Source organism: Rhizobium sp. CC1099, from assembly GCF_029714385.1.
GTDB lineage: Bacteria > Pseudomonadota > Alphaproteobacteria > Rhizobiales > Rhizobiaceae > Rhizobium.
Window position 1 is genome coordinate 3,021,146 of the sequence record NZ_CP121641.1, and the last position, 23,855, is coordinate 3,045,000.

Sequence of the window (23,855 nt, forward strand, 5' to 3'; positions counted from 1 at the left end):
CGAATGGGCGAATTTTGCAAGTTTGTTTGATTGCGTGGGGCCTGAATACACCGAGACTTGTAGGCGGTCGGTCCGAGCGCGTCTGAGGCGTAAGGCGATTTATGGAACTTTGCACCTGGCAACGATTGATGGTCATCTCGGCAAAGCCCTATTGGTCGTTGTGGATCGCGCTTGGCGGGCGTTGTTCGGCAACTTCGCTCGCCGTCAGAGTTGGCAAGCACGCCGGGGCCAAGATCGGTACCGAGCCGCAGCCGAATGAAGTGGCAACGAACGGAATTCCGAAGAAAGTCGCGGCTTAGGTGCGCAACATTAATACGGCAAAAGGATCAAGGATTTTGCCATTCAGAAATAAATTTCGCAATTAGCCTAAGTTGTTTAAGGGCTTGCGATGAGCAGGTCTCCGAAATCGGAGACCTGATAGTATTGCGCATGACATCTGGCCCATCCACCATGCCAGGGATGACGTCCGGGCGTTCTGTAATCGCGTCTTTCCAGCTGGTATCAGGAATATCGTTGGTTAGGCTCACGGTTCTCGTCGAGGTCGGCGTTCTGATGCCGCCTCATGGATGTCTTTCAACACATGTCTGAATCGTCGCGCCAAGGTTCGTCTCATGGCATTTTTCATAGAATTCGAACACGTGCACGGGTAAGTCCTCCGGAATGGGCACAATATCTTGAAGTCGGAGGCCGCTTGATTTGCTCAGCTCTGGGTCCGCCAGTTGGCTTTCGCTTAAATTGCGAACACGATTAGCCAATTCTTCGAAATAGGCCAGATTATCGTCTACCGTCGAAGGAGAAAACGTCCTGCCGTGGGCGGGGATAACGAACTTTGCATCCAGGTCGCGTATCCGCTTGAGTGACGAGCAGATCAAGCGGAGGTCGTCCGGATTTTTACTCCAGACCTCGGGGATTGGGTACTCCACCGCATCGACGGCTAGACAGGTGCGAAGTTCAGGGATCCACACAGCAACGTGGTCGGGCGTGTGTCCCGGCGTATGAATGAGTTCCAGCGTCAGATCGCCGCCATTGAGCGTCATCGAGCCGGAGAATGTAATATCAGGACCGATGAGCTCGACGTTCTGAAATCTTGAATTCTGGCTCGCCTTGTCTCTTAGGACCTGCCGTGAGGACGGATCGCGTAAGCGTTCGAGCGCCGCAGCATGCGCAACGATAGGAGCTTGCCCGGCAACGGCAGCGTTACCCCAGAAATGATCCCAGTCCATGTGCGAGTTGACGACGATCAGCGGGCGAGCCTCCGCTTTTCCCCCAAGCATGTCCAACGCCATCCGGCATAACTCGGGCGTCCCCAGAGTGTCGATCAGGACGTTAAATCGTTCAGCTAGAACAAATATGGCATCAACCTCGTCTCCCGCCCTGACGACCACGATCCGATCGTCAAGTTCGGGGTAAGAGCTCAGTTCTACGGAAACATTCAGCGGGGTTGCCCTTCTCAAAAAATCAACCTTTTACTCAGATACGAGATGCAGTTCATGGGCCGAACGACCGTCTACCTGAGCAAGGCGCCTCACGGGAATACTACCACGCGAATCGCTCTATTTGGTTTGGTATCACGTGTTGTTACTCCACTGTGGGCGGGACAACCGCGGCGCCGAATAGCCTTGGATCGAGCACGAACGGCTCGGCGGTAACTACTTTGATGGCAGCAGCGTCAAGGTGTGCGTGATTGACCAGAACATTAAGGTCGGGCGAGTTGGCGACGGGCACAATGGCCGAAGGCACGCGCAACAGCAGACTAGATCGTCCCTGATGCCAGTTATCCCCTATTTGCTGGGTCAGACCTTCCCGCAGACGCCAATCCTCCGGAAGGGCGTCAAGGGTGACAATCTCGATTTCGGCGTCATCCGGCATCTCATAAGTGACCATCGTGAGCGGCGGGAGAAGCGCAGGATCTTCGATGTGAACAAGCTTCTCTAAGACACATAAGGACGGAGATGTCGCGCAATAGGTAATCGGGTGGCCAATCGTGTTCCATCGGCCGTCGAAATGAAGACCATATCCACCATCCAACGCATGCGCATATCGCGTCCCCGACAATCGCCAGAGAAGCATCAGGCAGCAGCGCCCCAGGCGATTTTGCCGAGTATCGTTTCGATGACCCTGGCGCCCGTTTCAGTCTGTGCCACCACAAGCGGCGTTTGGCCACTAAGCTCGGTGAGAGGCCGGCGCAGCCAGCGACCAGCCTTGTCGGCGGATTCGAACGTCTCCTCGGCGAGGGTCTGAATTCGCATAAGCCGAACGGCACGATCGGATTCATCGACGGTGAGTGGCTGCTTTTTGTCGGCACGATGCCGGCGTGTGCGCTGAGGGATGACGAAGCGCTCGATTTCCTGCTCGCTCAGCCCGGCTAAGCTGAGCCCCTTCAACGCTGTCAATGGCAGGCGGTTGCTAACCGCGAGAGCAAGATCAGCCTGAGAGCGAACTACGATCCCGAGCACCGAGCGGCCACCGAGCTTCCGGGCGATTTCCTCAACGACGGTGATCGACATCATCTGCTCCTGATCTGTTCTGGCAATATGCCATATAGATACGCGGCATATTGCCATTTTACAAGAGCCGATGCTATACGCTCCACGTAGCGGACAGCATGAAATAGATTGCGGTCATGGCGAGGCGTTCGCCGCGGGCGGTGACAATTTTCGTGGCGGCATGATCCTGTTCGTCAGCCGCCGACACGGCAGCAGGCGTCCCACTCGGTGAGAAATTCCATGATTTCGAGCGAATCGGCGAGCCGAGGCGACGGCCCGGGGGCTTGTTTGAGGCCGTCGCGGAGGGCGGTTTCTGCGGTCAATACCTGGTGCTGAAAGGCGTCAAGCCCGGTCGAGACGACGATCTGATCAGGCGCTTTGCCGTAGATTTCCATCTCGATGATATTGTCGCCGGCGACGGGAAGCCAGGGGTTGGTCTTGAAGCGGGCAACGCCCTTGTCGCCGTGAATCGCAAAGCTCCACGCCATGCCGTAACTGTCGGTCGATTGCAGCGTGGCGAGCAGGCCGTTTGAGAACCGGGCGGACACCGCCGCGTCGCAAATATTGCCATCTGTCGCCGACATATTGCCATGGCCCGTAATTTTCCGGAGACCGAACGCGTCATCGCCGCAAGCTGTCTGCATGACATAATGCAGGAGCGATGCCGGATAGCAACCGAGGTTGAAAAGCGTGCCGCCGCCGGCGGGATTGACGAATTTCGAGATATCGGCCGCATAGAGGCCGTTGATCGACCTGAGTTGTCCAAGGCGGCCTGATCGCAGGATCGCACCCAATTCGGCGATCACGGGATGATTGAGATACATCAGCCCTTCCATGAAGAACACACCGGAGACCCGGACAGCGTCGGCAAGGGTGTGTGCGTCAGCCATGGTCACGGTCAGCGATTTTTCCGAAACGATCGCCTTGCCGCGCTTGGCCGCGGCGATCACCGCGCTGTGGTGAACATTGTTCGGCAGTCCGACATAGACGATATCGATAGTGTCATCGCCGAGCAGCGTGCCGATATCACCATAACGCTTTGCGATTCCGTGACGGCTTCCGAAGGCTTCGAGCCGGCCGGGATCACGGCCCATCACCGCTTCGAGGCTTGAGTTTTCGCTGGATGCGATGGCGTCAGCCATGGTGTCTGAAATGAAGCTGGTTCCGAGTATTCCCCAACGCAACATCTGGCATTTTTTCCTTAGCGATTGAGATCGAGATAGGCGGCGGCGACCTGCGCATCGATGTCGGCCGGCACCGGAACCACACAGGAGGTATGATCGAGCTTGCCGCCCGCGACCCGTTCGAGACAGCGCGCCTGCAGGGCAAAGCCCAGATCCATCGATTCGATCGAGTTTCCAAGCGGACGGGGGCCGGCGAGATTGGCCATATGCCCGCCGCCGAGGATGTGGATTTTCCGGCCGTCATCCAGATGCAGGGTTTCGATGCCATCGATAGTATAGGTATCGACCGCGTTGACCCCCGCCACGGCTTTGATGCCATTGACATCGATTTCAGTCGGGAAGTGCCCGCCATTGATGAGAATGACACCATCCTTGAAAAACGGCAGGTCGGCAGCCGTGACGATATTGGCAAAGCCAGTCACGGTGACGATCACATCGGCGGAGGCGATGGCTTGGTTTCTGAGCGGTGTCGCAAAGCCATCGAGATGGGCTTCAAGAGCAGTGACAGGATCGACATCGACCACGCTGACATTGCTATAGGCACTGCGGAAACAGGCGGCGGTTCCCTTGCCGCAGGCGCCATAGCCGAAAACGGTCACACGCTTGCCATTGGTCGAGCGATTGGTGAAGCGCATATAGCTCTCGAACAGCGACTGGCCGACGGCGTGGCGGTTTTCGGCAAACTGCTTGATCGGGCTGTCGTTGATGACGAGGATCGGCAGTCCGATGGCCTCGCGCATCGGCGCGAGACGCCGGCGTCCGGATGTCGTTTCCTCAGTGCCGCCCAACAGGTTTTCATAGGGACGTTCGGCGACGCGGGCGAAAAGATCGCCGCCATTGTCAAGCAGCAAGTCTGGCTGGCGGTCGAGAAGAGTGTCGATGAAGCCGCGATGCGCCGTCGTGTCTGTGGTCTGCTCGCCGATGACGTCGATCTGGTGCTGTTTGAGGTATTCCACGGTCGCAGGCTGGGTGCTGTTGAGATTGCCTGTTGCCACGAGATTGGCGCCGCCGGCCCGCAATGTCATGAGAAGAGCGACGGTCTTGGGTTCCAGGTGAATGGCGGTGCCGATCGTCAGGCTCTGGAAAGGCTTTGTGCGGCAGAATTCTTCGGCGATTGCCTTTAGCAGCCGGCAACTGTCCGCCACCCATTCGATCCGCGAAAGCTGGTGTTGTCGGGTCATGGCTTTTGTCTCCGCTGGGCGCAGGCGTGCTGCCGGTATTTCTGCGGATGTTCCCTAACGTGCGAAGCCGGTGGTCAACAGGGACATAATACTGCGGTAATGGGTAGATTTCCTGTTCAAGCCGGATCGGCCGCCTGGCCTTCCCGGAGCAGCCAATCCGCCAGAAGACCGATCGCCTTGCTCTTACGATCTGCGACGCGGCAGCACAGCCTGAAGCCGACCGGTCGGGATGCGAAACCGAAAGGTGCTGTCAGCACACCGCTGGCGAGTTCCAGCTCGATGGAGGCACGCGGTGCTATTGTCACGCCAAGACCTGCCTTCGCCGCGCCAATTGCCAGCGTCAGGTCATCGATTTCAACCCGTTTCAGGAAGCGCGACGGGCGTGTGCCGCTTTCGCGGAACCAGTCATCCCAAAGGTAAGACACATCGCGCGCCACCAGCGCCGTGGTATTTTCGAGCCAATTGGCAAGATCGGCATCAGGTGGGACGAGGCATGAGGGGCTGGAAACGGGGCCGAACGCATCGACCATGAAGGCGGTCGCTGCGATGTCAGGCAAAGGACGGTATTCGCCGCCGGCAATCATGGCGTCGAGGTCGGGCGCGTCGGCGAGCGTGCGGGTGACGGCAACCGGTACGACATCGATTTCCAGATCGCGAAGATCAGCATGGATGCGCGGCAGTCGCGGCATCAGCCAGGAAAGGGCCATCGGCATGGGCACGCCAAGCCGAAGGCGTGTCTTGCGATCTCGTTGCTGGACCTCTTCTGCCGCGCGGGAAACGATCGCAAATGCAATTCCTACTGCATCGGCAAAACGCAATCCGGCGGCGTTGAGTGTCAACCGGCCACCCTTGCGGATGAAGAGAGCCGCTCCGAAATACTCCTCAAGGCCTTGAAGCTGCTGCCTTACCGCTCCCGGCACCACGCCGAGATCCTGGGCCGCGGCACGCAGGCTGCCGCAGCGGGCGAGCGCATCGAAGGCACGAAGTGCGTTGAGCGGTGGCAACGGATGCTTCAGGTTCAAAAGAGGGCTCTTCTGCAGGGCGGCGGCGCGTTTAGCCGTATTCCTTGCCCGGAAACGCCCGAAAGGAAAGCAAAATTTGAATTGCTGGACGCCTGTGACATACGCCCTGCCTCGGCCAGTCGGATACCCGATCCGTTCGCTAGTTGGGACCGCAGGGCAGCATGACCATCCGCTGGGCGCCGTCGCTTGACGGCGGCGCAACTGGCTGGCCTACAAGGGCGGCGTCACTGCGTTCTGAGGGAGCAAGCTCAGACATGGGGTAATCGCGGCGCGATCGTCCCAGGCCATTTTCACATGATGATGGCTGGCGGAGGTGGTTGCCCCCGATAAAGTGGAAATACGGGCTCACGATTGGAACCGGGCCAGAACGACTTCGAGGATATGCTTGTGTCAGGCGAGTTGGGCACGGCGCGCAAACAAAAAAGCTCCTCGACCGGTATGGTGAGAAGCTCCAGGGCAAATACGCCGAATGGGCGAATTTGCAAGTTTGTCTGGTTGCGGGGGGCTCGCAACCAGCGATTCCTGCGATTGGTCACCCATGGCCCGCGGATCGCTCTTACCTGTCCGAATCGTCCAGCAAGGCATCCAGCAACATATGCCGGACTTCCGCGAATGGATTGACCACCGTTACACCGCGGAGAATTTGCAAGCTTCCGTGGTTGCGGTGGCCAGATTGAACCGAGACTTGTAATTTCAAGCCTTTTACGAACCTCAGCTAACATGTGCGGTTTGGGGCCCACATCCGGACCTTCGCTAATGATGTCTCCAGGTCCGCTTATCGACCCGTTACGGCCACTGGGTTTGCTCGCGCTATGGCGCAAGTGGACCGCATTCCGGTCATTCCTGAGTTTGATCACAGAGCTATCTGGGAATAAACTGGCTGAGGAAAGCCGTGATCATGAAACCAATGAATGAAGAGCACCTCGCGGTCCTGCGCAGGCACATGGTCGAGTTGATTGCAATCCATGTTGAGCTTGCGAGCGAAGAGCTTGGCAGGGCGGCGCTCGATGAGCGGGTGATGGCTGCGATGCAGCGGGTGCCGCGGCATCTCTTCGTGCCAGCCCAGCTTGCGCCGTATGCCTACCAGGACATGCCGCTGCCGATCGGCTTCGATAAAACCATCTCGCAGCCCTTCATCGTCGCTCTCATGACCGATCTCCTCGCTCCCCAACCGCACGAGGCAGTGCTCGAGATCGGCACCGGCCTGGGCTACCAGTCCGCAATCCTCGCGGAACTCGCCGGGCAGGTCTGGAGCGTCGAAATCATCGAGGAATTCGCAAGCCGTGCCGAGGCTCTGCTGCCGGGCCTGGGCTTTATTAATGTCGGCATTCGTGTCGGAGACGGGTCCCGCGGCTGGCCTGAGCACGCCCCGTTCGACAAGATACTGGTCACGGTGGCAGCCGAGCGGTCGCCGCCGGCATTGCTTGAGCAGCTCAAGCCCGACGGGCGCCTGGTTATGCCGTTGGGATCTGAAAAAGAACAGTCCCTGACTGTCATTGACAAAGATGCGGCAGGGCAACTCAAGATTCGCAAACTTATCCCGGTTCAGTTTAGTCTGCTCGAAACGGTCTAACGCGACGTGCGGACATCCGGCGCGACCGCACCTCTCCGATCGTACACAGAAGTCAAAATTCTGCCCGTCTGCACCGTTGGCGGACGTGAAAGTTCGACCCTTTGCGGACCTTGGTCCGGATCAGCCTCTCCCAATCACTCTGATTGTGCTTATCGGGTGAAGTGCGCGCTGTCGTCGGGCATCGCGATCCCGTAGACAAGCTCCTGCTCGTGGCGAAGGCCGCATGACATGACCATGCAGATAGAGCTTTAAGGTGCTGACTATCGGCGAAGTGCCAGTGGTCGCGACAGATATTGATGCCGCGAAGGTTCCCGTCACGACCCTATGGACCCTGAGAGTCGATCACGCTGCGCCACCATGGGGCCCCTGAAGGAACCTTCACCCGGACCTCTAGTCGCGCCCGAAGCCGAGGCGTAGGATGCGCCAGACCTTTAGGCGGGGGGACGCATGGGCGAAGTTCTCGACGTAGTCGTGATTGGCGCTGGCTCGGCTGGGCTCGGTGTCAGCTATTTCCTGAAGCAGCAAGGCTGCGAACACAAGGTGCTTGATGGAGGTCGGATCGGTGAGTCGTGGCGAACGCAGCGATGGGACTCATTTCGACTGAACTCGCCGACTATCCGGTCAGTATTGCCCGGCGATTCCTACAGGGGACCGGACCCTTGGGGCGCGATAACCCACCACGAGTTCGTCTCTTACCTCGAAGACTATGCGAAGCGACACTGCTTACCGGTAAGCACACAAACCCCGGTGAAGGAGCTGACGCGAGAAAATGGGGTGTTTCAGGTAACCACGGCCCGAGGCGTCCTTCTGGCGCGCAACGTGGTAATCGCCACTGGCGACCAGAATCGACAGGTCCGGCCGCCGGAGTCGGCGGATTTGCCGGTCGAACTTCGCCAAGTGGACTCTTCGGCCTATCGCAACGCGGCCCAGCTTGAGCATGGCGCGGTGCTGGTCGTCGGCAGCGGTCAGTCGGGCGGCCAGATTGCTGAGGACCTGGCGCTGGCTGGACGCGTCGTGTTTCTGGCGACCAGCCGCAACGGCCGTTGGGTGCGGCGCTATCGCGGAGGCAACATACTTAATTGGCTGACGCTGTCCGGCTTTCTCGACGTCCCGCGCAAGGAACTCGTCCTACCTTCCGGCAAGGTGCCGGCCCGCGCGCTTGTCGGTGCGACGCACACGATCAGCCTGCAATCGCTGAGCGCACAAGGCGTCGTGTTGCTCGGCCGCTTCCGAGGCATGGAAAACGACAGTCTCGTTTTCGGCGATGAGCTCCACGCCAATATGCGATTTGCCGACGAAGTCTCCGCGAACACCAAGCGCCTCGTTGACGCGTACATCGAGCGCGCCGGCCTTGATGCGCCGCCAGCCGAGGGCGATCCAGCTGAGACGGTCGAACCGCGCATACCCGATCCTCTGATCCGTGCCATGGACTGGAGGGCGTGCGGCGTCAGGTCTGTGGTGTGGTGCACCGGCTTCACCGGCGACTTCACTTGGGTCCACCTCCCTGGCGCGCTCAATGCAGTCGGCCAGCCTGTCCACGCCGACGGCGTCGGTGCTGTTCCGGGCCTCTATTTCGCCGGCCTCGATTTCGGATCGACGCGGAAATCAGGCACCATACCGGCTCTCGCAGAGGAGGCGGCTCGTCTCGTGGAGCGACTCGTCAAAGGCAACGCTACGCCTAGCTGTATGTTAGGGGATTCCGAACGCAAAAATGGCTCCGAGTTTCCTCGAAGCCCATTGAATTTGTCGTAAGCTTTGGTTGCGGGGGCTTGAAACCACGGAGACTTGCCAATTCGCCGTCAGCGAGGAAAGCTCTCTCGATCCTGACTATCCATAGAAATCTGGTGAATGGGAACAGGCCGGCACCGAGCGGTGGATGCGCGTTCAACGAGACGGCAGGCAAGTTCCACGCGACGCGGCGGCATGGGCAGGCTGGAGAGGTTGTCGCGCAGCAGATCGAGCGCCACCGAGCCGATCTCGCGCATTGGGATATGCATGGTCGTCAGCGGCGGATTGAGGAAGGCCGCCTGCGGAAGATCGTCCATACCCATCACTGAAACGTCGCCTGGCACAGTAAATCCGGACTGCTGGACACCCATCATCGCACCGACGGCCAGGCTGTCGCCAGCGGCCAGTATGGCGGTGAAATCGAGCCCGCGGGCAGCGATGCGTGCCGCGACCGCCTGGGCGGCAAGCTCCGGAAGCCAGTCTTCGACAGGCACCATGAGACCCTCGTCGAAGGGTAGTCCGCGATGCAGCAACGCGTCCTTCCAGCCTTCGTAGCGCCTTTCGATGGTGCGCCGGCCGGGCCGCATCAGGAACAGGATACGCTCGTGGCCGAGATCGATCAGGTGATCGGCGGCGAGCCGCGCGCTTGAGCGGTTGCAGGGCGTGACACTGGACAGCCGCATGAACGGATCGTCGCTGTTGAGAAGGACCACAGGCTTGTGAAAGCCGCGCGTGGCGGCAAGCATGCCCTCGTCATCGACAGTGAGAAACAGCAGGCCGGCAACCTGCGGATCATCCAGCGCCTCCTTCAGAACGGCAAGTTCCTCTTGTCTGTCTCCGATCGGCCGCGTGACGATTTCGAGCCCGAGCGCCTGCGCCCGATCCTTCAAGCCTTCCAGGACATAGAGCGTGAACTGGTTGCGCACATAGTCGATCATGGCAGCGCTCGATGCGGCAAGAATGACTTTCTGCCCCGCAACCGCGGTTGGAATGACGTAATTGGCAGTCTTTGCGGCTTCGAGCACCTGCTGGCGGATTTCCGGCCGAACGCCTTTTTCGCCCGCAAGGGCACGCGAGGCGGTGCTCAGCGAAACCCCGCAGGCCTCCGCAATATCTTCCAGACGCACGCGTTTGCTCTTCTTTCCACGTTTGCCCGGCAATGGTTTGACAGTCATCCTTCGTCTCCTGCCGCAATCATGAGAAAAATTTTCAGATTGCGCAAGAAAAAATCCCGTGGCTTTATTTTGTCAACGGAACCGCCGAAGAGCGGACGGAGTTGGGAGGAATGCTATGGCCCCGAATGGCCGCGATATTCGCGATCGTCTCGAACGCCTTGTCGCCGGAACGACCGGCCTGAAGCACGATGGTCGCTTTCACGAACCCAATCTCGACGGAACCGCCGGCGACTACATCAGCTTTGATAGCTGGGAGTGGCCGCAGGGCGTCGGCCTCTATGGCCTGATCAAGCTCTGGCTTTTCACCGGCCGCGACGACCTGCGCCAGCTCATCGAAAGCTGGTACCAGGCACGTATCGAGGCGGGCCTGCCGCAGCTCAACGTCAACACCACGGCGCCGATGCTCGGCCTGTCGGTGCTGTGGGCCAAGACCCGCGACCCCCGCTGGCAGCCGGTCCTCGACGACTGGGCAAACCGCGTGATGTCGGACATGGGCCGCACGCCGGAAGGCGGTTTCGAGCATCACGTCTCCGACAAGGTCAACGACAACGAACTCTGGGACGACACCCTCTATATGGTCGCCCTGTTCCTAGCATCCTACGGTCAGGCGAGCGGTCGGCGCGAACTGGTCGATGAGGCATCGCGGCAATTCCTGGTTCACACACGTTACCTCGCAGACACCCATACCGGCCTCTGGTTCCACGGCTGGACCTTCGACGGACGGCACAATTTTGCCGAAGCGCGCTGGGCGCGCGGCAATGCCTGGATCACGGCGGGTCTGCTTGATTTCTTCGACCTCGCCGAGATCAGCAAGCCGGTGAAAGATTTTCTGCAGGGCGTTCTCGTGGCGCAGGTCGATGCGCTGCTCGCGCTCCAGGCTCCGTCCGGCGCCTGGCGCACCTTGCTCGACGATCCCACCTCCTATGAAGAGATTTCCTCCACGGCCGGCATCGGCTACGGCCTTCTGAAAGGTTACCGCCTCGGGCTCGGCACGCCGGCATGGCGCGAAGCCGGGCTGAAAGCCCTGCAGGTGGTGATGGACAATATCGACGAGACCGGCACCGTGCTCAACGTCTCCTACGGTACGCGCATGGGCCACGATCTCGAGTTCTACAAGGATATCCCCATTCAACCGACCGGCTACGGCCAAGCGCTGGCAATCCTGTGCCTCTCCGAAGGCCTGCAGCATGTCGGCACGGAAGGACAAGCAGCATGACGATGAAGGTTTTGTACGGAGCGGCACCGGAAGACGTCAAAGCCTATGATACGGAGAAGCTTCGCAGCGCCTTCCTGATGACGGACCTGTTCCTGCCGGACGCTGTCAATTTCACCTATACGCATGTCGATCGCCTGCTTCTCGGCGGTGCGATGCCGGTTTCTCAGAGCGTGACCTTCGGCTCCGGCGCCGAGATCGGCACGCCCTATCTCCTGTCTGCCCGCGAAATGGGCATTGCCAATCTCGGCGGCACGGGCACCGTGACCGTCGACGGGCAGTCCTTCACGCTGGAAAACCGCGACGTGCTCTATCTCGGCCGCGGTGCGCGCGAGATTGCGATGGCGAGCCTCTCGGGAAAGACCCCTGCCCGGTTCTACATGAACTCGGTGCCCGCCGGCGCCGACATCCCCCACCGGCTGATCAAGAAGGCGGAATCGAAGGCTATCGATCTGGGAGACGGCCGCCGGTCGAACAAGCGACGGCTCGCCATGTACATTCATCCCGAGGTGACACCGTCCTGCCTGCTATTGATGGGCATTACCGATCTTGCCGAGGGCAGCGTCTGGAACACCATGCCGCCGCATCTGCACGAGCGCCGGATGGAAGCCTATTGCTATTTCGACATGGCGGCGGAAGATCGCATCATCCACCTGATGGGCCGCCCGGAAGAAACGCGTCACCTCATCGGCGCCAACGGCGACGCCGTCTTGTCACCCGCCTGGTCTATCCATATGGGCGCCGGCACCGGCCCCTATGCCTTCGTCTGGGGCATGACTGGAGAAAACCAGGAATATAACGATGTGGCCCCGGTGGCCCTAGCGGAACTGAAATGAGCCCGATGAGATCACTTATGGACCGTGACCTTAGCCCCGGCGATGCCATCCGCTACTGGCAGCTCGGCGCGATCGCCGAGGAGCGTTTCGACGTTCCCGACGCCTCGATGAAGGGTGAGATGGACCCGTTCTTCTTCCTCACCAAGCACAAGAACTTCATTCCGCACGAATATCCCTGCCGCACGATCTTCGCCGAAACCTATCGCGGCAAGCGGCCGGACGTGCGCGGCGCGTTCGACGCGGCGCGCTGGTGGCTGCCTTTCGGCTCGCCGCGGCTCGATCTCTCCGGCTTCTGGTTCCGCCCGACGCGACTTGCCACCTTTGCCCGCACATTCATCGCTGCCGAGAAAGCCGGGACGGCAAAGGTCCGCCTCGGTACCTGTGGCGGCGCGGTTCTCTGGCTGAATGGCAACGAGACCGGCTGGATGGCGCCCTATAGCCGCAACCTCGAGGCAAAGGCTGAATTCGACCTGCCGCTGGAAGAAGGACTGAACGAGGTCACCATCTTCTTCGACGATCTGGCCGAACGCGATGCGCGCTATTTCTTCCAGCTTGATTATCTCGACGGACCGCCGGCAAGCGTCGCCGTGCCGATCGAAGGCAAGATCGCCGAGACGATCGAGGCGGCGCTCGAAGGCATGCATTTCGACAAGACGGCCTATTTCGAAGGCGACATCACACTGCTTCTCGCCGAGCCCTTGCCGGTGGATGTCGATGTCAATGTGACCGTCGAAGGCGACTTCATGTCGACCGAGCGCTTCGACTACGACTTCGTCCTCAAGGCCGGCGATGCGCGTCTGGTTATTGGCCTCTCGGAAAACGCACCCGCCGACTTCCGTCATTTCCGCATCACGCTGAAGGCCGGCGGTTTCGTCGCCTCGCGCTCGCTCGGCGTCGAAATCTGCCATGCCGGCCGTCAGGGCGAAGCACCGGCAGCACTTGCCGAACGGATCACCGAAACTCTGGACGAGATCTCCGAATTTTCCGAACGCGATACCGTCCGCGCCTTTGCGCGGCTGGCAAGCGGCCGCAGTGGCGCCGACACCGATGCGATGATCGAGGAAATCCTGCCATCGATCGAGGACTGCCACGACTGCGCCGATTTCTCGCTCGTTCCGCTGATCTGGTCGCGCACCGTCTGGGGCAAGGACATCGGCGAGGCGACACGCGCCCGCATCGACGAGGCGATCGTCGGTTTCCGCTACTGGATGGATGAGCCCGGCAACGACGTTCAATGGTACTTCTCCGAAAACCACGCGCTGCTGTTCCACACCTCGGCCTATCTCGCCGGACATCTTCTGGCCGACAAGACCTTCGCCCGCTCCGGCCGCACAGGCGCCGAGCAGAGCGCCGTTGGTGCTGCCCGTGTTCGCGCCTGGCTCGACCATTTCGAGGCCTGGGAAATGGCGGAGTTCAACTCCGCCCCCTATTTCCCGATCGACCTCAAGGGGCTGACCGCGCTCGCCGCCCTGTCACCCGATGCCGACATCGCCGAGCGCGCGCAGAAGGGCATCGTTCGCCTGTGCGAAGTGATCGCCCGTTCGGCGCATCACGGCATGGTGACAGCAGCGCAGGGGCGCTCCTACGAACACACGCTTTGCGCCGGCCGTTCTCTGGAGCTTTCGGGGGTTGCCCGTCTACTCTGGGGCAAGGGCTGGTATGGCCGCCGTGTCCATGCACTGCCGCAGCTCGCCGTATGCCTGCGCGATCATGGCCTCACCGTTCCGGAAAGCCTTGTCACTGTCGCCTGCCATCAGGCCGACGAGCACCAGGAATGGCGGTTTGCCCAAGGCGAAAACAGGTTCGCAGCGCTCTATCACTACAAGAGCCGCGACTTCGCCATGGGGTCCGCTGCCCATTACCGCTGGAACGAATGGGGTTACCAGGATACCGTGCTGCATCTGCGGCTCGGCGAGCGACCAGAAGCGGCCGTCTGGATCAACCATCCCGGTGAAACAATTCAGTTCGGGTACGGCCGGCCGTCCTTTTGGGGTGGTTGCGGCACCCTCCCTCGCGCCCACCAGTACCGGGGGTTGGCCGTACTCGACTTTTCCACCTTTGAAGAGCAGCCGGATTTCACCCATGCCTGGTTTCCGGTTGGCGAGTTCGACGAGAGCAGCGTCAATGGAACCCTTGCGCTGGCGCGCTGCGGGAACGGCGCGATGATGCTGCGCGGCAGCACCGATCTCGTTGCGATCAAGGATGGTCCATCCGCCAATGCGGAACTGCGCCAATACGGCAGAAAAACCCGCTGGATCGTTCGGGTCTGCGAGGCCTCCACCCTTGCCGCGGTAGAAGCCCGGTTCACGGCGCTTGCGGTCGAGGAGAAGGAAGACGGCTCGCTCGCTATCGAGGACCCGGACTACGGCACAGTAACGTTTCGCGCCGACGGATCGGTCGAGGCCGAGGGCCGCACCGTTTCGCCCAAGGACTTCACGGTTGCCGGCGAGGTCACCATGCTGGCTGCCAACTGATAGCGAAGCGCCGGCTAGGAGAAACCGGCGCGACGTTTACCTGCGAGCGGGAGAAGGGCTCGTGCACAAGAGGAGGAAGACAATGCAAAAGACCAGAACACTGCTGGCGGCGCTTGCCGTCGGGCTTTTGACGTCGACGGCGGCACTCGCCGGCGACGTCCGCATCATGTGGTATTCCGATGGCGTCGAGGGCGAGGTCCTGAAAGATCTGCTCGACCGCTTCATGAAGGAAAATCCCGGGATCAACGTCGTGCTCGACAACGTGTCCTACACGGTCGTGCGCGAACAGCTGCCAGTGCAGCTTGAAGCCGGCGACGGTCCGGATATCGCCCGCGTCACCAACCTGAAGGCAATGAGCCAGCATTGGCTCGATCTTCGCCCGCTGGTCGCCGACGCCGCCTATTGGGACACGAATTTCGGCGCTCAGGCCGACTGGATGCGTCCGGATGGGTCCAACCAGATTTCCGGCTTCATGACGCAGATCACGCTTGCCGGCGGTTTTGCCAACAAGACGCTGTTCGACCAGGCGGGCATTGCCCTGCCGGGCAAGGATGCGACCTGGGACGACTGGGCCAAGGCCTCCAAGCAGGTCGCCGAAAGCCAGCAGGTGCCTTTCGCCATGGCGCTTGACCGATCCGGTCATCGCTTGAGCGGACCGATCCTAGCCTATGGCTCGAACTACATCGGTGCCGACGGAAAACCCGCTCCGCTGGATGACGGCGCCAAGGCGTTCATCGAAAAATTCGTCGGCTGGGTCGGCGACGGAACGATGAGCAAGGACGTCTGGGTGTCTGCAGCTGGCTCGACCTACCGCGCCGGCGCCGACGATTTCATCAACGGCCAGCTCGCCTACTACTATTCCGGCTCCTGGCAGGTCCCGAACTTCTCGACCAAGATCGGCTCGAACTTCGACTGGGTCGCAACCGGCAGCCCTTGCGGTCCGACAAACTGCACCGGCATGACCGGCGGCGCTGGCCTGGTCGCGGTCAAATACACCAAGAACCCGACCGAAGTGGCCAAGGTCATGGATTATCTGGCACGCGAAGACATCGTGAAGGAATTTTCCGAACGCACGCTGTTCCTGCCCGCGCACAAGGGCGTGGTCGAAAAGGGTCTGGATTTCAAGACTGACGATGCACAGGCAAAGGCAGCCCTGAACATCTTCGTCGGGGCGACCGGCTCGCTTTCCGATATCGCCCGAAAGCTGCCCGGCTGGTTCTGGTCGGACACCTACTATGCGGCGCTGGTCACCCGAGTGAGCCAGGCAGCGGCGGGCGAAATGCCGGTGGCCGAAGCCTACACCCGTATCGATGCGGACATCGCGGCCAAGGTCAAGGATTCGGGCCGCTAACAGTGAGGCGAGCGGCGGCAGCAAAACTGCGTCGCCGCTCGCCTCCCACTTGCACGTCTTGAGAAGCAATTTGCAAAATGCGACAGCAGCTGGAAACGAGTAAGTTTCCGCCTGCCGCAGGGAGGTGGGCAATGAAGGCAGATGTTCTCGGAAAGACCGGCTCCGGTATTGGCGAAGTCGTTCTCGCGCCGGTGCGCTTCGCGATGGGGCTGATCGACGCGCCGCTGCGGTGGCTGCAAAGGGTGACCGGGATCAGCGGCATGGCGGCCTTTTTCCTGCTGCCCAACATGCTGATCTTCGGCATCTTCGTGCTTCTGCCCTTCTTCATCAACTTCGCCTATTCGATGACCGGTGGGACTGCCCTCTTCCTGCCGGATCGCAGCTTCGTCGGCGGCGATCAATATGCCCGGCTGTTCGACTGCACGAACTATCTCAATGCCAATAGCTGCGCCGAAGACACGTTCTGGACGGCCGTCGGCAATACCGGCTGGTTCGTCATCATCCAGGTCACCCTGATGATCGCCGTCTCGCTCGTGACCGCGCTGATCCTCAACCGTGAGCTGGCGGCGCGCAGCTTCTGGCGGGCGGTGTTCTTCTTTCCGGTGCTGCTGTCGCCTGTCGTTGTCGGCCTGATCTGGAAATGGATCCTGCAGCGCCAGGGCCTGATGAACTTCGGCCTCTACGGTTTCGGCTTTGATCCCTATGCCTGGCTGAACGATCGCAACTGGGCCTTTGCCGCCACGATCGGCGTGTCGATCTGGGCGCATATGGGCTTTTACACGCTGATCCTGCTCGCCGGCCTGCAGGCGATCCCGAAGGATCTTTACGAAGCCGCCGAAATGGATGGCACCCGGCCGACGCGGGCGTTCCTGCGCATCACCATGCCGCTGCTTGCGCCCAACCTGCTCGTCGTGGTCGTCCTCGTCCTTATCAAGGCCGTGCAGATCTTCGATGAAGTCTACGTCTTGACGGGCGGCGGACCGGGCACCAGCACGCTCTACCTCACCCAGTATATCTACGAGACCGGCTTTGCCACGCAGTTGCGCAATCCCGGGCTGGCCGCGGCGGCCTCGATCCTCATGGGTGTCGTCCTCGTCGTGCTGACGCTGATGCAGCTCGGCCTCAGCCGATCCAGTGAGAAGAAGGGAGCCCGCAAATGAGCCGGGTTGCGGAATTCATCCTGCGCCGCAAGGGCGGCAAGGGCTGGCACTGGACGGATATCGTCACCTGGGTCTGGCTCGTCGGCGGCCTGTTCGTCATGTTCGGCCCGGCCGTCTGGCTCGTCGGCTCGTCATTCAAGTCTCCGGCAGCCCTTGCCGAATTCCCGCCGACCATCTTGCCCTACGTCACTCAGAAAGTGACGGTCGAAGGCTATGACAAACCGCTCGATCTCTACAACGTCACGCTGCCGGATGGCAGCAAGGCGACACTCGCCGAAGTCCGGCGCATCGGCATCGTGAGCCAGATGATCGATCCGCAGAAACCGGGGGAGATCGTCAAGGTCAACATCTCGCAGCGCGCCCCGGTCCGCGAAATGTCGTTCGCCTCGGAGAACTATACCGAACCCTTCACCCATTTCGATTTCGTCCGCTATCTGTGGAATTCCGTCTTCGTGACGGTAACGGCAACGCTGATTACGCTCGTGGTCAATTCAATGGCGGCCTTTGCGCTCAGCAAATACGAGTTTCGCGGCCGGACATTTGCCATGCTGCTCATCCTTGCCACTCTGATGGTGCCGCTCTCGGTGATCATGGTGCCCCTCTATTCGATCGTCTCGGCGCTCGGCCTCTTCAACAATCTCTGGGGCGTCATCCTGCCGACCGTGGCGACGCCGACCGGCGTATTCATCCTGCGCCAGTACATGCTGACCATTCCCGACGAATTGATCGACGCGGCCCGCATGGACAAGGCGTCGGAATGGCAGATCTATTGGCGCATCATCCTGCCCTTGACCGCGCCCGCGCTCGCCGTTCTTGCGATCTTCTCCGTGGTCTGGCGCTGGAACGACTTCCTCTGGCCGCTGATCGTGCTGTCGCGCAAGGAACTCTATACTCTGCAGGTTGGCCTCAGCATCTATTCCGGCGAGCTCAATGTGCAGTGGCATTTCATCCTGGCGATGACGGTGGTGACGATGATCCCGGTCGTCCTCGTCTTCATCTTCCTGCAGCGCTTCATCACCACCGGCATTGCCGGAACCGGACTGAAATAGAGGAGGCCGTCATGGGTCATATCAAGCTCACCAATGTCACGAAATCCTTCGGGGCGGTCGACGTGCTCCACGGCATCAACCTGGAGATCAAGGACGGCGAACTGGTCGTCTTCGTCGGGCCCTCCGGTTGCGGAAAGTCGACACTGCTTCGCATGATCGCCGGGCTGGAAAAGCCGACAGGCGGCGAACTCGCCATCGACGGCAAGGTGGTCAACACTATCCCGGCCGCCGACCGCGGCCTTGCCATGGTGTTCCAGTCCTATGCGCTCTATCCGCATATGAGCGTGCGCCAGAACCTCGCCTTCGGCCTGGAAAACACCAGGATGCCGAAGGCGGAGATCGCCGAGCGTATCGGCGAAGCCGCGCGCATGCTGGAGATCGAGGCCTATCTCGACCGGCGACCGGGCCAGCTCTCTGGCGGCCAGCGTCAGCGTGTCGCCATCGGTCGCGCCATCGTGCGCAGGCCGGTCGCCTTCCTGCTCGACGAACCGCTGTCCAACCTCGACGCCGAGCTGCGCGGCTCAACGCGCGCCGAGCTTGCAGCACTCCATGCCCGGCTTTCGGCGACAATGATCTACGTTACCCACGACCAGGTCGAGGCGATGACGCTGGCGGACCGGATCGTCGTGCTGCGCGCCGGCCGGATCGAGCAGGTCGGCACGCCGCTCGAACTCTACAATTCACCGGCCAACCGCTTCGTTGCGGGCTTCATCGGCTCGCCGCACATGAATTTCCTCGAAACAACGGTCGAATCCGTGCAGTCCGGCAGGGCCGTTGCAGCGTTGCCCGGCGGGCAACGGATCGAGCTTCCGGTCAACGGCGCCAATCTCGGCCAAGGCGCGCGGGTCACGGTCGGCGTGCGCCCCCACCATATTACGGTTGGCAGCGAGCCGACCGCCATTCCGGCCAAGATCAGGCTCGTGGAAGCGCTCGGCTCGGAAACCGTCATCCATGCCGATGTCGCCGGGCAGAAGGTTCTGGTGGTCGCACCTGGCCAGCACAACCTGACGACCGGGAGCGAGCTCCGCCTGTCGCTCTCGGCCGCACCGCTTCATCTGTTCAACGAGAAGGGCCTGCGCCTTGATAACGCTGTTTGATCTTTCCGGAAAAGTCGCCCTGGTCACCGGGGCAAGGACAGGCCTCGGCCAGGGCATGGCGCTGGCACTGGCTGATGCCGGTGCCGACATCGTGGCGCTCGGCTCCTCTCCCATGCCGGAGACGGCCGGTCTCGTCCGGAAGACCGGCCGCCGCTTTCACGCGCTCGAGGTCGATCTCTCCAAGACCTTCGATGCAAAGGCGGTTATCGCTGAAGCCGCTGCTGCATTCGGCGGCGTGGATATTCTTGTCAACAACGCGGGCATCATCCGCCGCGCCGACCTGCTCGAATACTCCGAGAACGATTGGGACGATGTCATCGACGTCAATCTGAAAGCGGCCTTCCTCCTGTCGCAGGCTGTCGCCCGCCGCATGGTCGAGACGAAGCGGCAGGGCCGTATCATCAACATCGCCTCCATGCTCACCTTTCAGGGGGGCATCCGGGTGCCCGCCTATTCGGCGTCCAAGCACGGCATTGCCGGGCTGACGAAGGCGATGGCGAACGAGCTTGCGCCACACGGCATCACCGTCAACGCCATCGCCCCCGGCTATATGGCGACCGATAATACAGAGGCGCTGCGCAACGATCCCGATCGCAATGCCCAGATTTCCGCGCGCATCCCGATGGGACGCTGGGGCACGCCGGACAATCTCGCCACCTCGGTCCTGTTCTTCGCCGCGCCTGCGTCAGGCTATGTGACGGGCACCGTCCTGCCGGTCGACGGCGGCTGGCTCGTCCGATAGGCCGCCGTGGCGATGACGATTTCCGTTGAACGGCTCAGGGCGCTACTGCGGGTGACGGATACGTCCCTGGATCTCGTGGCATCTGTCGCGGAAGACCGAGGTGACCACGTTGTTGAGCATCTGCGTTTTCGCCTAGCCAGAGGAACGGAAATCCGCGGTTTCCTGACACGACCGTCTGCAAGCCGCGCGCCCGGACCGGCCATTCTCTATGCCCACGCACATGGCGGCCGGTACGACATCGGCGCGAGCGAGCTGATCGAAGGACGGCCGGCACTTCTCGATGCACCCGGACCTGTCCTGGCGAGCGAAGGCTATGTCACCCTGTGCATCGAGATGCCGACTTTCGGAGAGCGCGCCGAGGTAAGCGAGAGTGCCGCGACCAAGGCAGCCCTTTGGCAGGGGCGGACGCTGTTCGGGCAGATGCTCGGCGAACAATCTGCCGCATTGACCTGGCTCGCCGCGCGCAGCGATGTCGATGCCGGCCGGATCGGCATGACCGGCATTTCGATGGGGGCCACCCTCTCCTACTTCCTCGCCGCCATCGATGCTCGCCTCGCGGCTGTCGCGCATCTTTGCTGTTACGCCGATTTCGCGACGCTGGTCGAAACCGGCGCCCACGACCTGCACGGCCACTACCTCACCATCCCCGGCCTTTTGTCGGAAACCTCGATCGGCGAGATCGCCGGCCTCATCGCCCCGCGACCTCAGCTCATCTGCCTCGGCCTCGAGGATCCGCTGACTCCAAAGCTCGCAGCAGAGCGCGCTTTCGCCCAAACGAACGCCGCCTATCGCACGGCTGGCGCCCCCGGCGCCATCGCTCTTCTGGCAGAAGCCGGCGTCGGCCACCGGGAAACCCCATCGATGCGCCGCGCTGTCCTCGACTTTCTTCGATACCGGTTGAAGTGATTGCGGAATCGACGCGGTGCCAGCGAGCTCAGCGTGCGCACGTGGCACTTGATGGCGTAAGCTAGGTATGGAGCGGCTTGGTTGAAATCGCGGTCGGCCGGTGCGCACGACCGTGGCTAGAGAATCGGCGCCGTCACCCAACCCCTCTCGGGCGTCGCTCGGATCGGGAGCTCGTTTCGGTCTCCTGTCTCGTTCGGCGGTGCTCCGCTATGCCGCCTGAACACGGTGTCGTGCCTGAGCATCGCGTGCATTGTGTCCGCATACCTGAGGAGGAAGAACGGTTCGCCGATGGGCGCCAGGTGCGTGCATTCCTCGAAACCAATACGTCGATCTCGCCGACCTCATGGCGCCGGGCGACTACGAGCTCGTATCGAACCTCGAACTGCGTGTCGGCAGTCACAAGGCGACGCTCATCGCCTTGCCGATCGCCCGCACCGACGAGATGGCAAAAATTGGCAAGAACGACTCTCCTCAGCGATGAAATCAACGCGACGGCAAATTTAGAAACGGCGGCGCAGGCTCCCGTTGAGATGTTGGCGACTTTCAAGCATATGACGAGAACGTCCTCCTGGTGCTTCCGCCGCTCGTTGCGGTAGCCGGTACGCCCCGAGCGGCGTAGAAAAATCCTTGTCCACTCGCCGGATCAAGCAAACGACGATCTATCTGCAGCGTACATGCCGCTCCTAATCTTGCTCGTCACGATGCCCTTTTCGATAGCTCGCCGACCTTCGCATAAGTTGTGTGCCGCTATCCCCACCTGCAAACGCTTTCATCGACAGTCGCCTTCGAGCCTTCGAGCGGGTGCCGCGCGGCAAGTGTTGCGACGACGTCCGCTTCGCTTCCTGCTTTAAGGCCGGTGATAGCTGCGCGGCTTGACGCTAGCGGATCGACTCTGATTCCAAACGCAAAAAGCTCCTCCAGAGCTATCTGGAGGAGTTCGATCAGAAACAACTTGCGTGGCAGAATTTGCAAGTTTTTTTGGTTGCGGGGGCAGGATTTGAACCTGCGGCCTTCAGGTTATGAGCCTGACGAGCTACCGGGCTGCTCCACCCCGCGTTATTGTTTTGAAGCGGAACGGACCGCTGTTGTTGCGGCCGGTTTATATCGGCTTATGGCCGTTGTTTTGTTTTGAGAAGATTGTGATTTTGTTGTTGCGTTTTGCAGACCTGGCGGCGACCGACTCTCCCGCGTCTTGAGACGAAGTACCATGGGCGCTGGGGCGTTTCACGGCCGTGTTCGGAAAGGGAACGGGTGCAGCCACCCCGCCATAACCACCAGGTCAGCGAAGCGCAACGATTTGAGAAGCTGGTGAAGTTTTCACTTCGTTTTGTTGAACACGTCATTGGCGGGGAAGCGCTTGTATGCTGCTTCTTATCGCCTGGCTCATTTTGATGAGCATTGTCAATGAGAACGATCAAGCCGATCGAGCTATTAGTACCGGTAAGCTTCATGCATTGCTGCACTTCCACACCCGGCCTATCAACGTGGTCGTCTTCCACGGCTCTGATAGGGAACACTCGTTTTCAGGTGGGTTTCCCGCTTAGATGCCTTCAGCGGTTATCCCTTCCATATGTAGCTACCCTGCTATGCCCTTGGCAGGACAACAGGTCCACCAGAGATATGTCCATCCCGGTCCTCTCGTACTAGGGACAGATCCTGTCAATATTCCTACACCCACGGCAGATAGGGACCGAACTGTCTCACGACGTTCTGAACCCAGCTCACGTACCGCTTTAATTGGCGAACAGCCAAACCCTTGGGACCTGCTCCAGCCCCAGGATGCGATGAGCCGACATCGAGGTGCCAAACAACCCCGTCGATATGGACTCTTGGGGGTCATCAGCCTGTTATCCCCGGCGTACCTTTTATCCGTTGAGCGATGGCCCTTCCACGCGGGACCACCGGATCACTATGACCGACTTTCGTCTCTGCTCGACTTGTCAGTCTCGCAGTCAGGCGGGCTTATGCCATTGCACTCGACGACCGATTTCCGACCGGTCTGAGCCCACCATCGCGCGCCTCCGTTACTCTTTCGGAGGCGACCGCCCCAGTCAAACTACCCACCATACACTGTCCCGGATCCGGATAACGGACCGCGGTTAGACATCCATGACGATAAGGGTGGTATTTCAAGGATGGCTCCACGGAAACTGGCGTCCCCGCTTCAAAGCCTACCACCTATCCTACACATGCCGACACGAATGCCAGTGTAAAGCTATAGTAAAGGTGCACGGGGTCTTTCCGTCTGACCGCAGGAACCCCGCATCTTCACGGGGAATTCAATTTCACTGAGTCTATGTTGGAGACAGCGGGGAAGTCGTTACGCCATTCGTGCAGGTCGGAACTTACCCGACAAGGAATTTCGCTACCTTAGGACCGTTATAGTTACGGCCGCCGTTTACTGGGGCTTCAGTTCAAAGCTTGCACCTCTCCCTTTAACCTTCCAGCACCGGGCAGGCGTCAGACCCTATACGTCGTATTGCTACTTCGCAGAGCCCTGTGTTTTTGATAAACAGTCGCTACCCCTGGTCTGTGCCACCCCATCCTGGTTGCCCAAAATGGGGTCACGCTTCTTCCGAAGTTACGCGTGCAATTTGCCGAGTTCCTTCAACATAGTTCTCTCAAGCGCCTTGGTATACTCTACCTGACCACCTGTGTCGGTTTCGGGTACGGTCTAT

Annotated in this window: 18 protein-coding genes, 1 tRNA gene, 2 rRNA genes and 1 pseudogene (1 of these 22 cut by a window edge); 12 read left to right on the forward strand and 10 right to left on the reverse strand. The window is 60.6% G+C overall.

Annotated elements, in window-relative coordinates; genetic code table 11:
* Window positions 1-560: 560 nt before the first annotated feature.
* From QA644_RS15265 to QA644_RS15290, 6 genes are all read right to left on the reverse strand, one after another.
* Entirely contained in the window at window positions 561-1,436 is an 876-nt protein-coding gene (locus tag QA644_RS15265; protein ID WP_283072398.1) for an MBL fold metallo-hydrolase, read from the reverse strand.
* Window positions 1,437-1,578: 142 nt separating this feature from the next.
* Window positions 1,579-2,070: an RES family NAD+ phosphorylase gene (locus QA644_RS15270; RefSeq protein ID WP_283069354.1), complete on the reverse strand. Its 492-nt coding sequence runs from the start codon at window positions 2,068-2,070 to the stop codon at window positions 1,579-1,581.
* Window positions 2,070-2,507, reverse strand: a complete 438-nt coding sequence (locus QA644_RS15275; protein ID WP_283069356.1) for an antitoxin Xre/MbcA/ParS toxin-binding domain-containing protein — start codon at window positions 2,505-2,507, stop codon at window positions 2,070-2,072. Before QA644_RS15275 ends, QA644_RS15270 begins: the two co-directional genes overlap by 1 nt.
* Before the next feature lie 173 nt (window positions 2,508-2,680).
* Window positions 2,681-3,673, reverse strand: a complete 993-nt coding sequence (locus tag QA644_RS15280) for a Gfo/Idh/MocA family oxidoreductase (protein WP_283069357.1) — start codon at window positions 3,671-3,673, stop codon at window positions 2,681-2,683.
* Between the two features lie 14 nt (window positions 3,674-3,687).
* A complete protein-coding gene (locus QA644_RS15285) occupies window positions 3,688-4,851 on the reverse strand; it encodes an adenosylhomocysteinase (RefSeq protein ID WP_283069358.1) in 1,164 nt (387 codons plus the stop codon).
* A 116-nt stretch (window positions 4,852-4,967) separates the two neighbouring features.
* Window positions 4,968-5,873 carry a LysR family transcriptional regulator gene (locus tag QA644_RS15290; RefSeq protein ID WP_283069359.1) on the reverse strand — a complete coding sequence of 302 codons (906 nt, stop codon included), beginning with the start codon at window positions 5,871-5,873 and terminating at the stop codon, window positions 4,968-4,970.
* 898 nt (window positions 5,874-6,771) lie between these two features.
* Here QA644_RS15290 and QA644_RS15295 point away from each other — a divergent pair.
* Window positions 6,772-7,446, forward strand: coding sequence for a protein-L-isoaspartate(D-aspartate) O-methyltransferase (locus QA644_RS15295; RefSeq protein WP_283072399.1), 675 nt, complete (start codon window positions 6,772-6,774; stop codon window positions 7,444-7,446).
* 447 nt (window positions 7,447-7,893) lie between these two features.
* Window positions 7,894-9,198 (forward strand): NAD(P)/FAD-dependent oxidoreductase, encoded by a 1,305-nt coding sequence (locus QA644_RS15300; RefSeq protein ID WP_283069360.1) that lies wholly within the window; start codon window positions 7,894-7,896, stop codon window positions 9,196-9,198.
* Between the two features lie 47 nt (window positions 9,199-9,245).
* Here the strand turns inward: QA644_RS15300 and QA644_RS15305 are convergent, their stop codons facing one another.
* A complete protein-coding gene (locus tag QA644_RS15305; RefSeq protein WP_283069361.1) occupies window positions 9,246-10,349 on the reverse strand; it encodes a LacI family DNA-binding transcriptional regulator in 1,104 nt (367 codons plus the stop codon).
* Window positions 10,350-10,464: 115 nt separating this feature from the next.
* On the opposite strand from QA644_RS15305, the gene QA644_RS15310 reads away from it, so the two are divergent.
* The 10 genes and pseudogenes from QA644_RS15310 to QA644_RS15355 form a co-directional block, all read left to right on the forward strand.
* Window positions 10,465-11,565 carry a glycoside hydrolase family 88 protein gene (locus QA644_RS15310; protein WP_283069362.1) on the forward strand — a complete coding sequence of 367 codons (1,101 nt, stop codon included), beginning with the start codon at window positions 10,465-10,467 and terminating at the stop codon, window positions 11,563-11,565.
* A complete protein-coding gene (gene kduI / locus QA644_RS15315) occupies window positions 11,562-12,398 on the forward strand; it encodes a 5-dehydro-4-deoxy-D-glucuronate isomerase (protein ID WP_283069363.1) in 837 nt (278 codons plus the stop codon). Before QA644_RS15310 ends, kduI begins: the two co-directional genes overlap by 4 nt.
* Before the next feature lie 17 nt (window positions 12,399-12,415).
* Complete coding sequence (locus QA644_RS15320; protein ID WP_283069364.1) at window positions 12,416-14,872, forward strand: hypothetical protein; 2,457 nt, start codon at window positions 12,416-12,418, stop codon at window positions 14,870-14,872.
* An 82-nt stretch (window positions 14,873-14,954) separates the two neighbouring features.
* A complete protein-coding gene (locus tag QA644_RS15325) occupies window positions 14,955-16,223 on the forward strand; it encodes an ABC transporter substrate-binding protein (protein ID WP_283069365.1) in 1,269 nt (422 codons plus the stop codon).
* 131 nt (window positions 16,224-16,354) lie between these two features.
* Window positions 16,355-17,383 (forward strand): sugar ABC transporter permease, encoded by a 1,029-nt coding sequence (locus QA644_RS15330; RefSeq protein WP_283069366.1) that lies wholly within the window; start codon window positions 16,355-16,357, stop codon window positions 17,381-17,383.
* On the forward strand, window positions 17,380-18,432 hold the full coding sequence (locus QA644_RS15335; protein WP_283069367.1) for a carbohydrate ABC transporter permease: 1,053 nt from the start codon (window positions 17,380-17,382) through the stop codon (window positions 18,430-18,432). Before QA644_RS15330 ends, QA644_RS15335 begins: the two co-directional genes overlap by 4 nt.
* An 11-nt stretch (window positions 18,433-18,443) precedes the next feature.
* Window positions 18,444-19,529: a sn-glycerol-3-phosphate ABC transporter ATP-binding protein UgpC gene (gene ugpC, locus QA644_RS15340; RefSeq protein ID WP_283069368.1), complete on the forward strand. Its 1,086-nt coding sequence runs from the start codon at window positions 18,444-18,446 to the stop codon at window positions 19,527-19,529.
* Window positions 19,513-20,271 (forward strand): 2-dehydro-3-deoxy-D-gluconate 5-dehydrogenase KduD, encoded by a 759-nt coding sequence (gene kduD, locus QA644_RS15345; RefSeq protein ID WP_283069369.1) that lies wholly within the window; start codon window positions 19,513-19,515, stop codon window positions 20,269-20,271. The genes ugpC and kduD overlap by 17 nt, the downstream gene beginning before the upstream one ends.
* 12 nt (window positions 20,272-20,283) lie before the next feature.
* Window positions 20,284-21,177, forward strand: coding sequence for a CocE/NonD family hydrolase (locus QA644_RS15350; protein WP_283069371.1), 894 nt, complete (start codon window positions 20,284-20,286; stop codon window positions 21,175-21,177).
* 284 nt (window positions 21,178-21,461) lie between these two features.
* Window positions 21,462-21,631: pseudogene (locus QA644_RS15355) on the forward strand (DNA-binding response regulator); the annotation flags it as partial.
* 525 nt (window positions 21,632-22,156) lie between these two features.
* On the opposite strand, the gene QA644_RS15360 reads toward QA644_RS15355, so the two are convergent.
* The 3 genes from QA644_RS15360 to QA644_RS15370 form a co-directional block, all read right to left on the reverse strand.
* Window positions 22,157-22,233: transfer RNA gene (locus QA644_RS15360), tRNA-Met, on the reverse strand.
* 108 nt (window positions 22,234-22,341) lie between these two features.
* Window positions 22,342-22,456, reverse strand: a 5S ribosomal RNA gene (rrf, locus tag QA644_RS15365).
* A gap of 131 nt (window positions 22,457-22,587) precedes the next feature.
* Window positions 22,588-23,855 (reverse strand): 23S ribosomal RNA (locus QA644_RS15370); it runs 1,674 nt beyond the window's last position.

Excerpts from the sequence above, each read along its gene's own strand:
- kduI (WP_283069363.1), top strand. The coding sequence starts at position 11,562 with ATGACGATGAAGGTTTTGTACGGAGCGGCACCGGAAGACGTCAAAGCC.
- QA644_RS15310 (WP_283069362.1), top strand. The coding sequence starts at position 10,465 with ATGGCCCCGAATGGCCGCGATATTCGCGATCGTCTCGAACGCCTTGTC.
- QA644_RS15320 (WP_283069364.1), top strand. The coding sequence starts at position 12,416 with ATGGACCGTGACCTTAGCCCCGGCGATGCCATCCGCTACTGGCAGCTC.
- QA644_RS15270 (WP_283069354.1), bottom strand. The coding sequence starts at position 2,070 with ATGCTTCTCTGGCGATTGTCGGGGACGCGATATGCGCATGCGTTGGAT.
- QA644_RS15285 (WP_283069358.1), bottom strand. The coding sequence starts at position 4,851 with ATGACCCGACAACACCAGCTTTCGCGGATCGAATGGGTGGCGGACAGT.
- QA644_RS15280 (WP_283069357.1), bottom strand. The coding sequence starts at position 3,673 with ATGTTGCGTTGGGGAATACTCGGAACCAGCTTCATTTCAGACACCATG.
- QA644_RS15335 (WP_283069367.1), top strand. The coding sequence starts at position 17,380 with ATGAGCCGGGTTGCGGAATTCATCCTGCGCCGCAAGGGCGGCAAGGGC.
- QA644_RS15300 (WP_283069360.1), top strand. The coding sequence starts at position 7,894 with ATGGGCGAAGTTCTCGACGTAGTCGTGATTGGCGCTGGCTCGGCTGGG.
- QA644_RS15350 (WP_283069371.1), top strand. The coding sequence starts at position 20,284 with ATGACGATTTCCGTTGAACGGCTCAGGGCGCTACTGCGGGTGACGGAT.
- QA644_RS15325 (WP_283069365.1), top strand. The coding sequence starts at position 14,955 with ATGCAAAAGACCAGAACACTGCTGGCGGCGCTTGCCGTCGGGCTTTTG.
- QA644_RS15275 (WP_283069356.1), bottom strand. The coding sequence starts at position 2,507 with ATGTCGATCACCGTCGTTGAGGAAATCGCCCGGAAGCTCGGTGGCCGC.
- QA644_RS15295 (WP_283072399.1), top strand. The coding sequence starts at position 6,772 with ATGAAACCAATGAATGAAGAGCACCTCGCGGTCCTGCGCAGGCACATG.
- QA644_RS15305 (WP_283069361.1), bottom strand. The coding sequence starts at position 10,349 with ATGACTGTCAAACCATTGCCGGGCAAACGTGGAAAGAAGAGCAAACGC.
- QA644_RS15330 (WP_283069366.1), top strand. The coding sequence starts at position 16,355 with ATGAAGGCAGATGTTCTCGGAAAGACCGGCTCCGGTATTGGCGAAGTC.
- ugpC (WP_283069368.1), top strand. The coding sequence starts at position 18,444 with ATGGGTCATATCAAGCTCACCAATGTCACGAAATCCTTCGGGGCGGTC.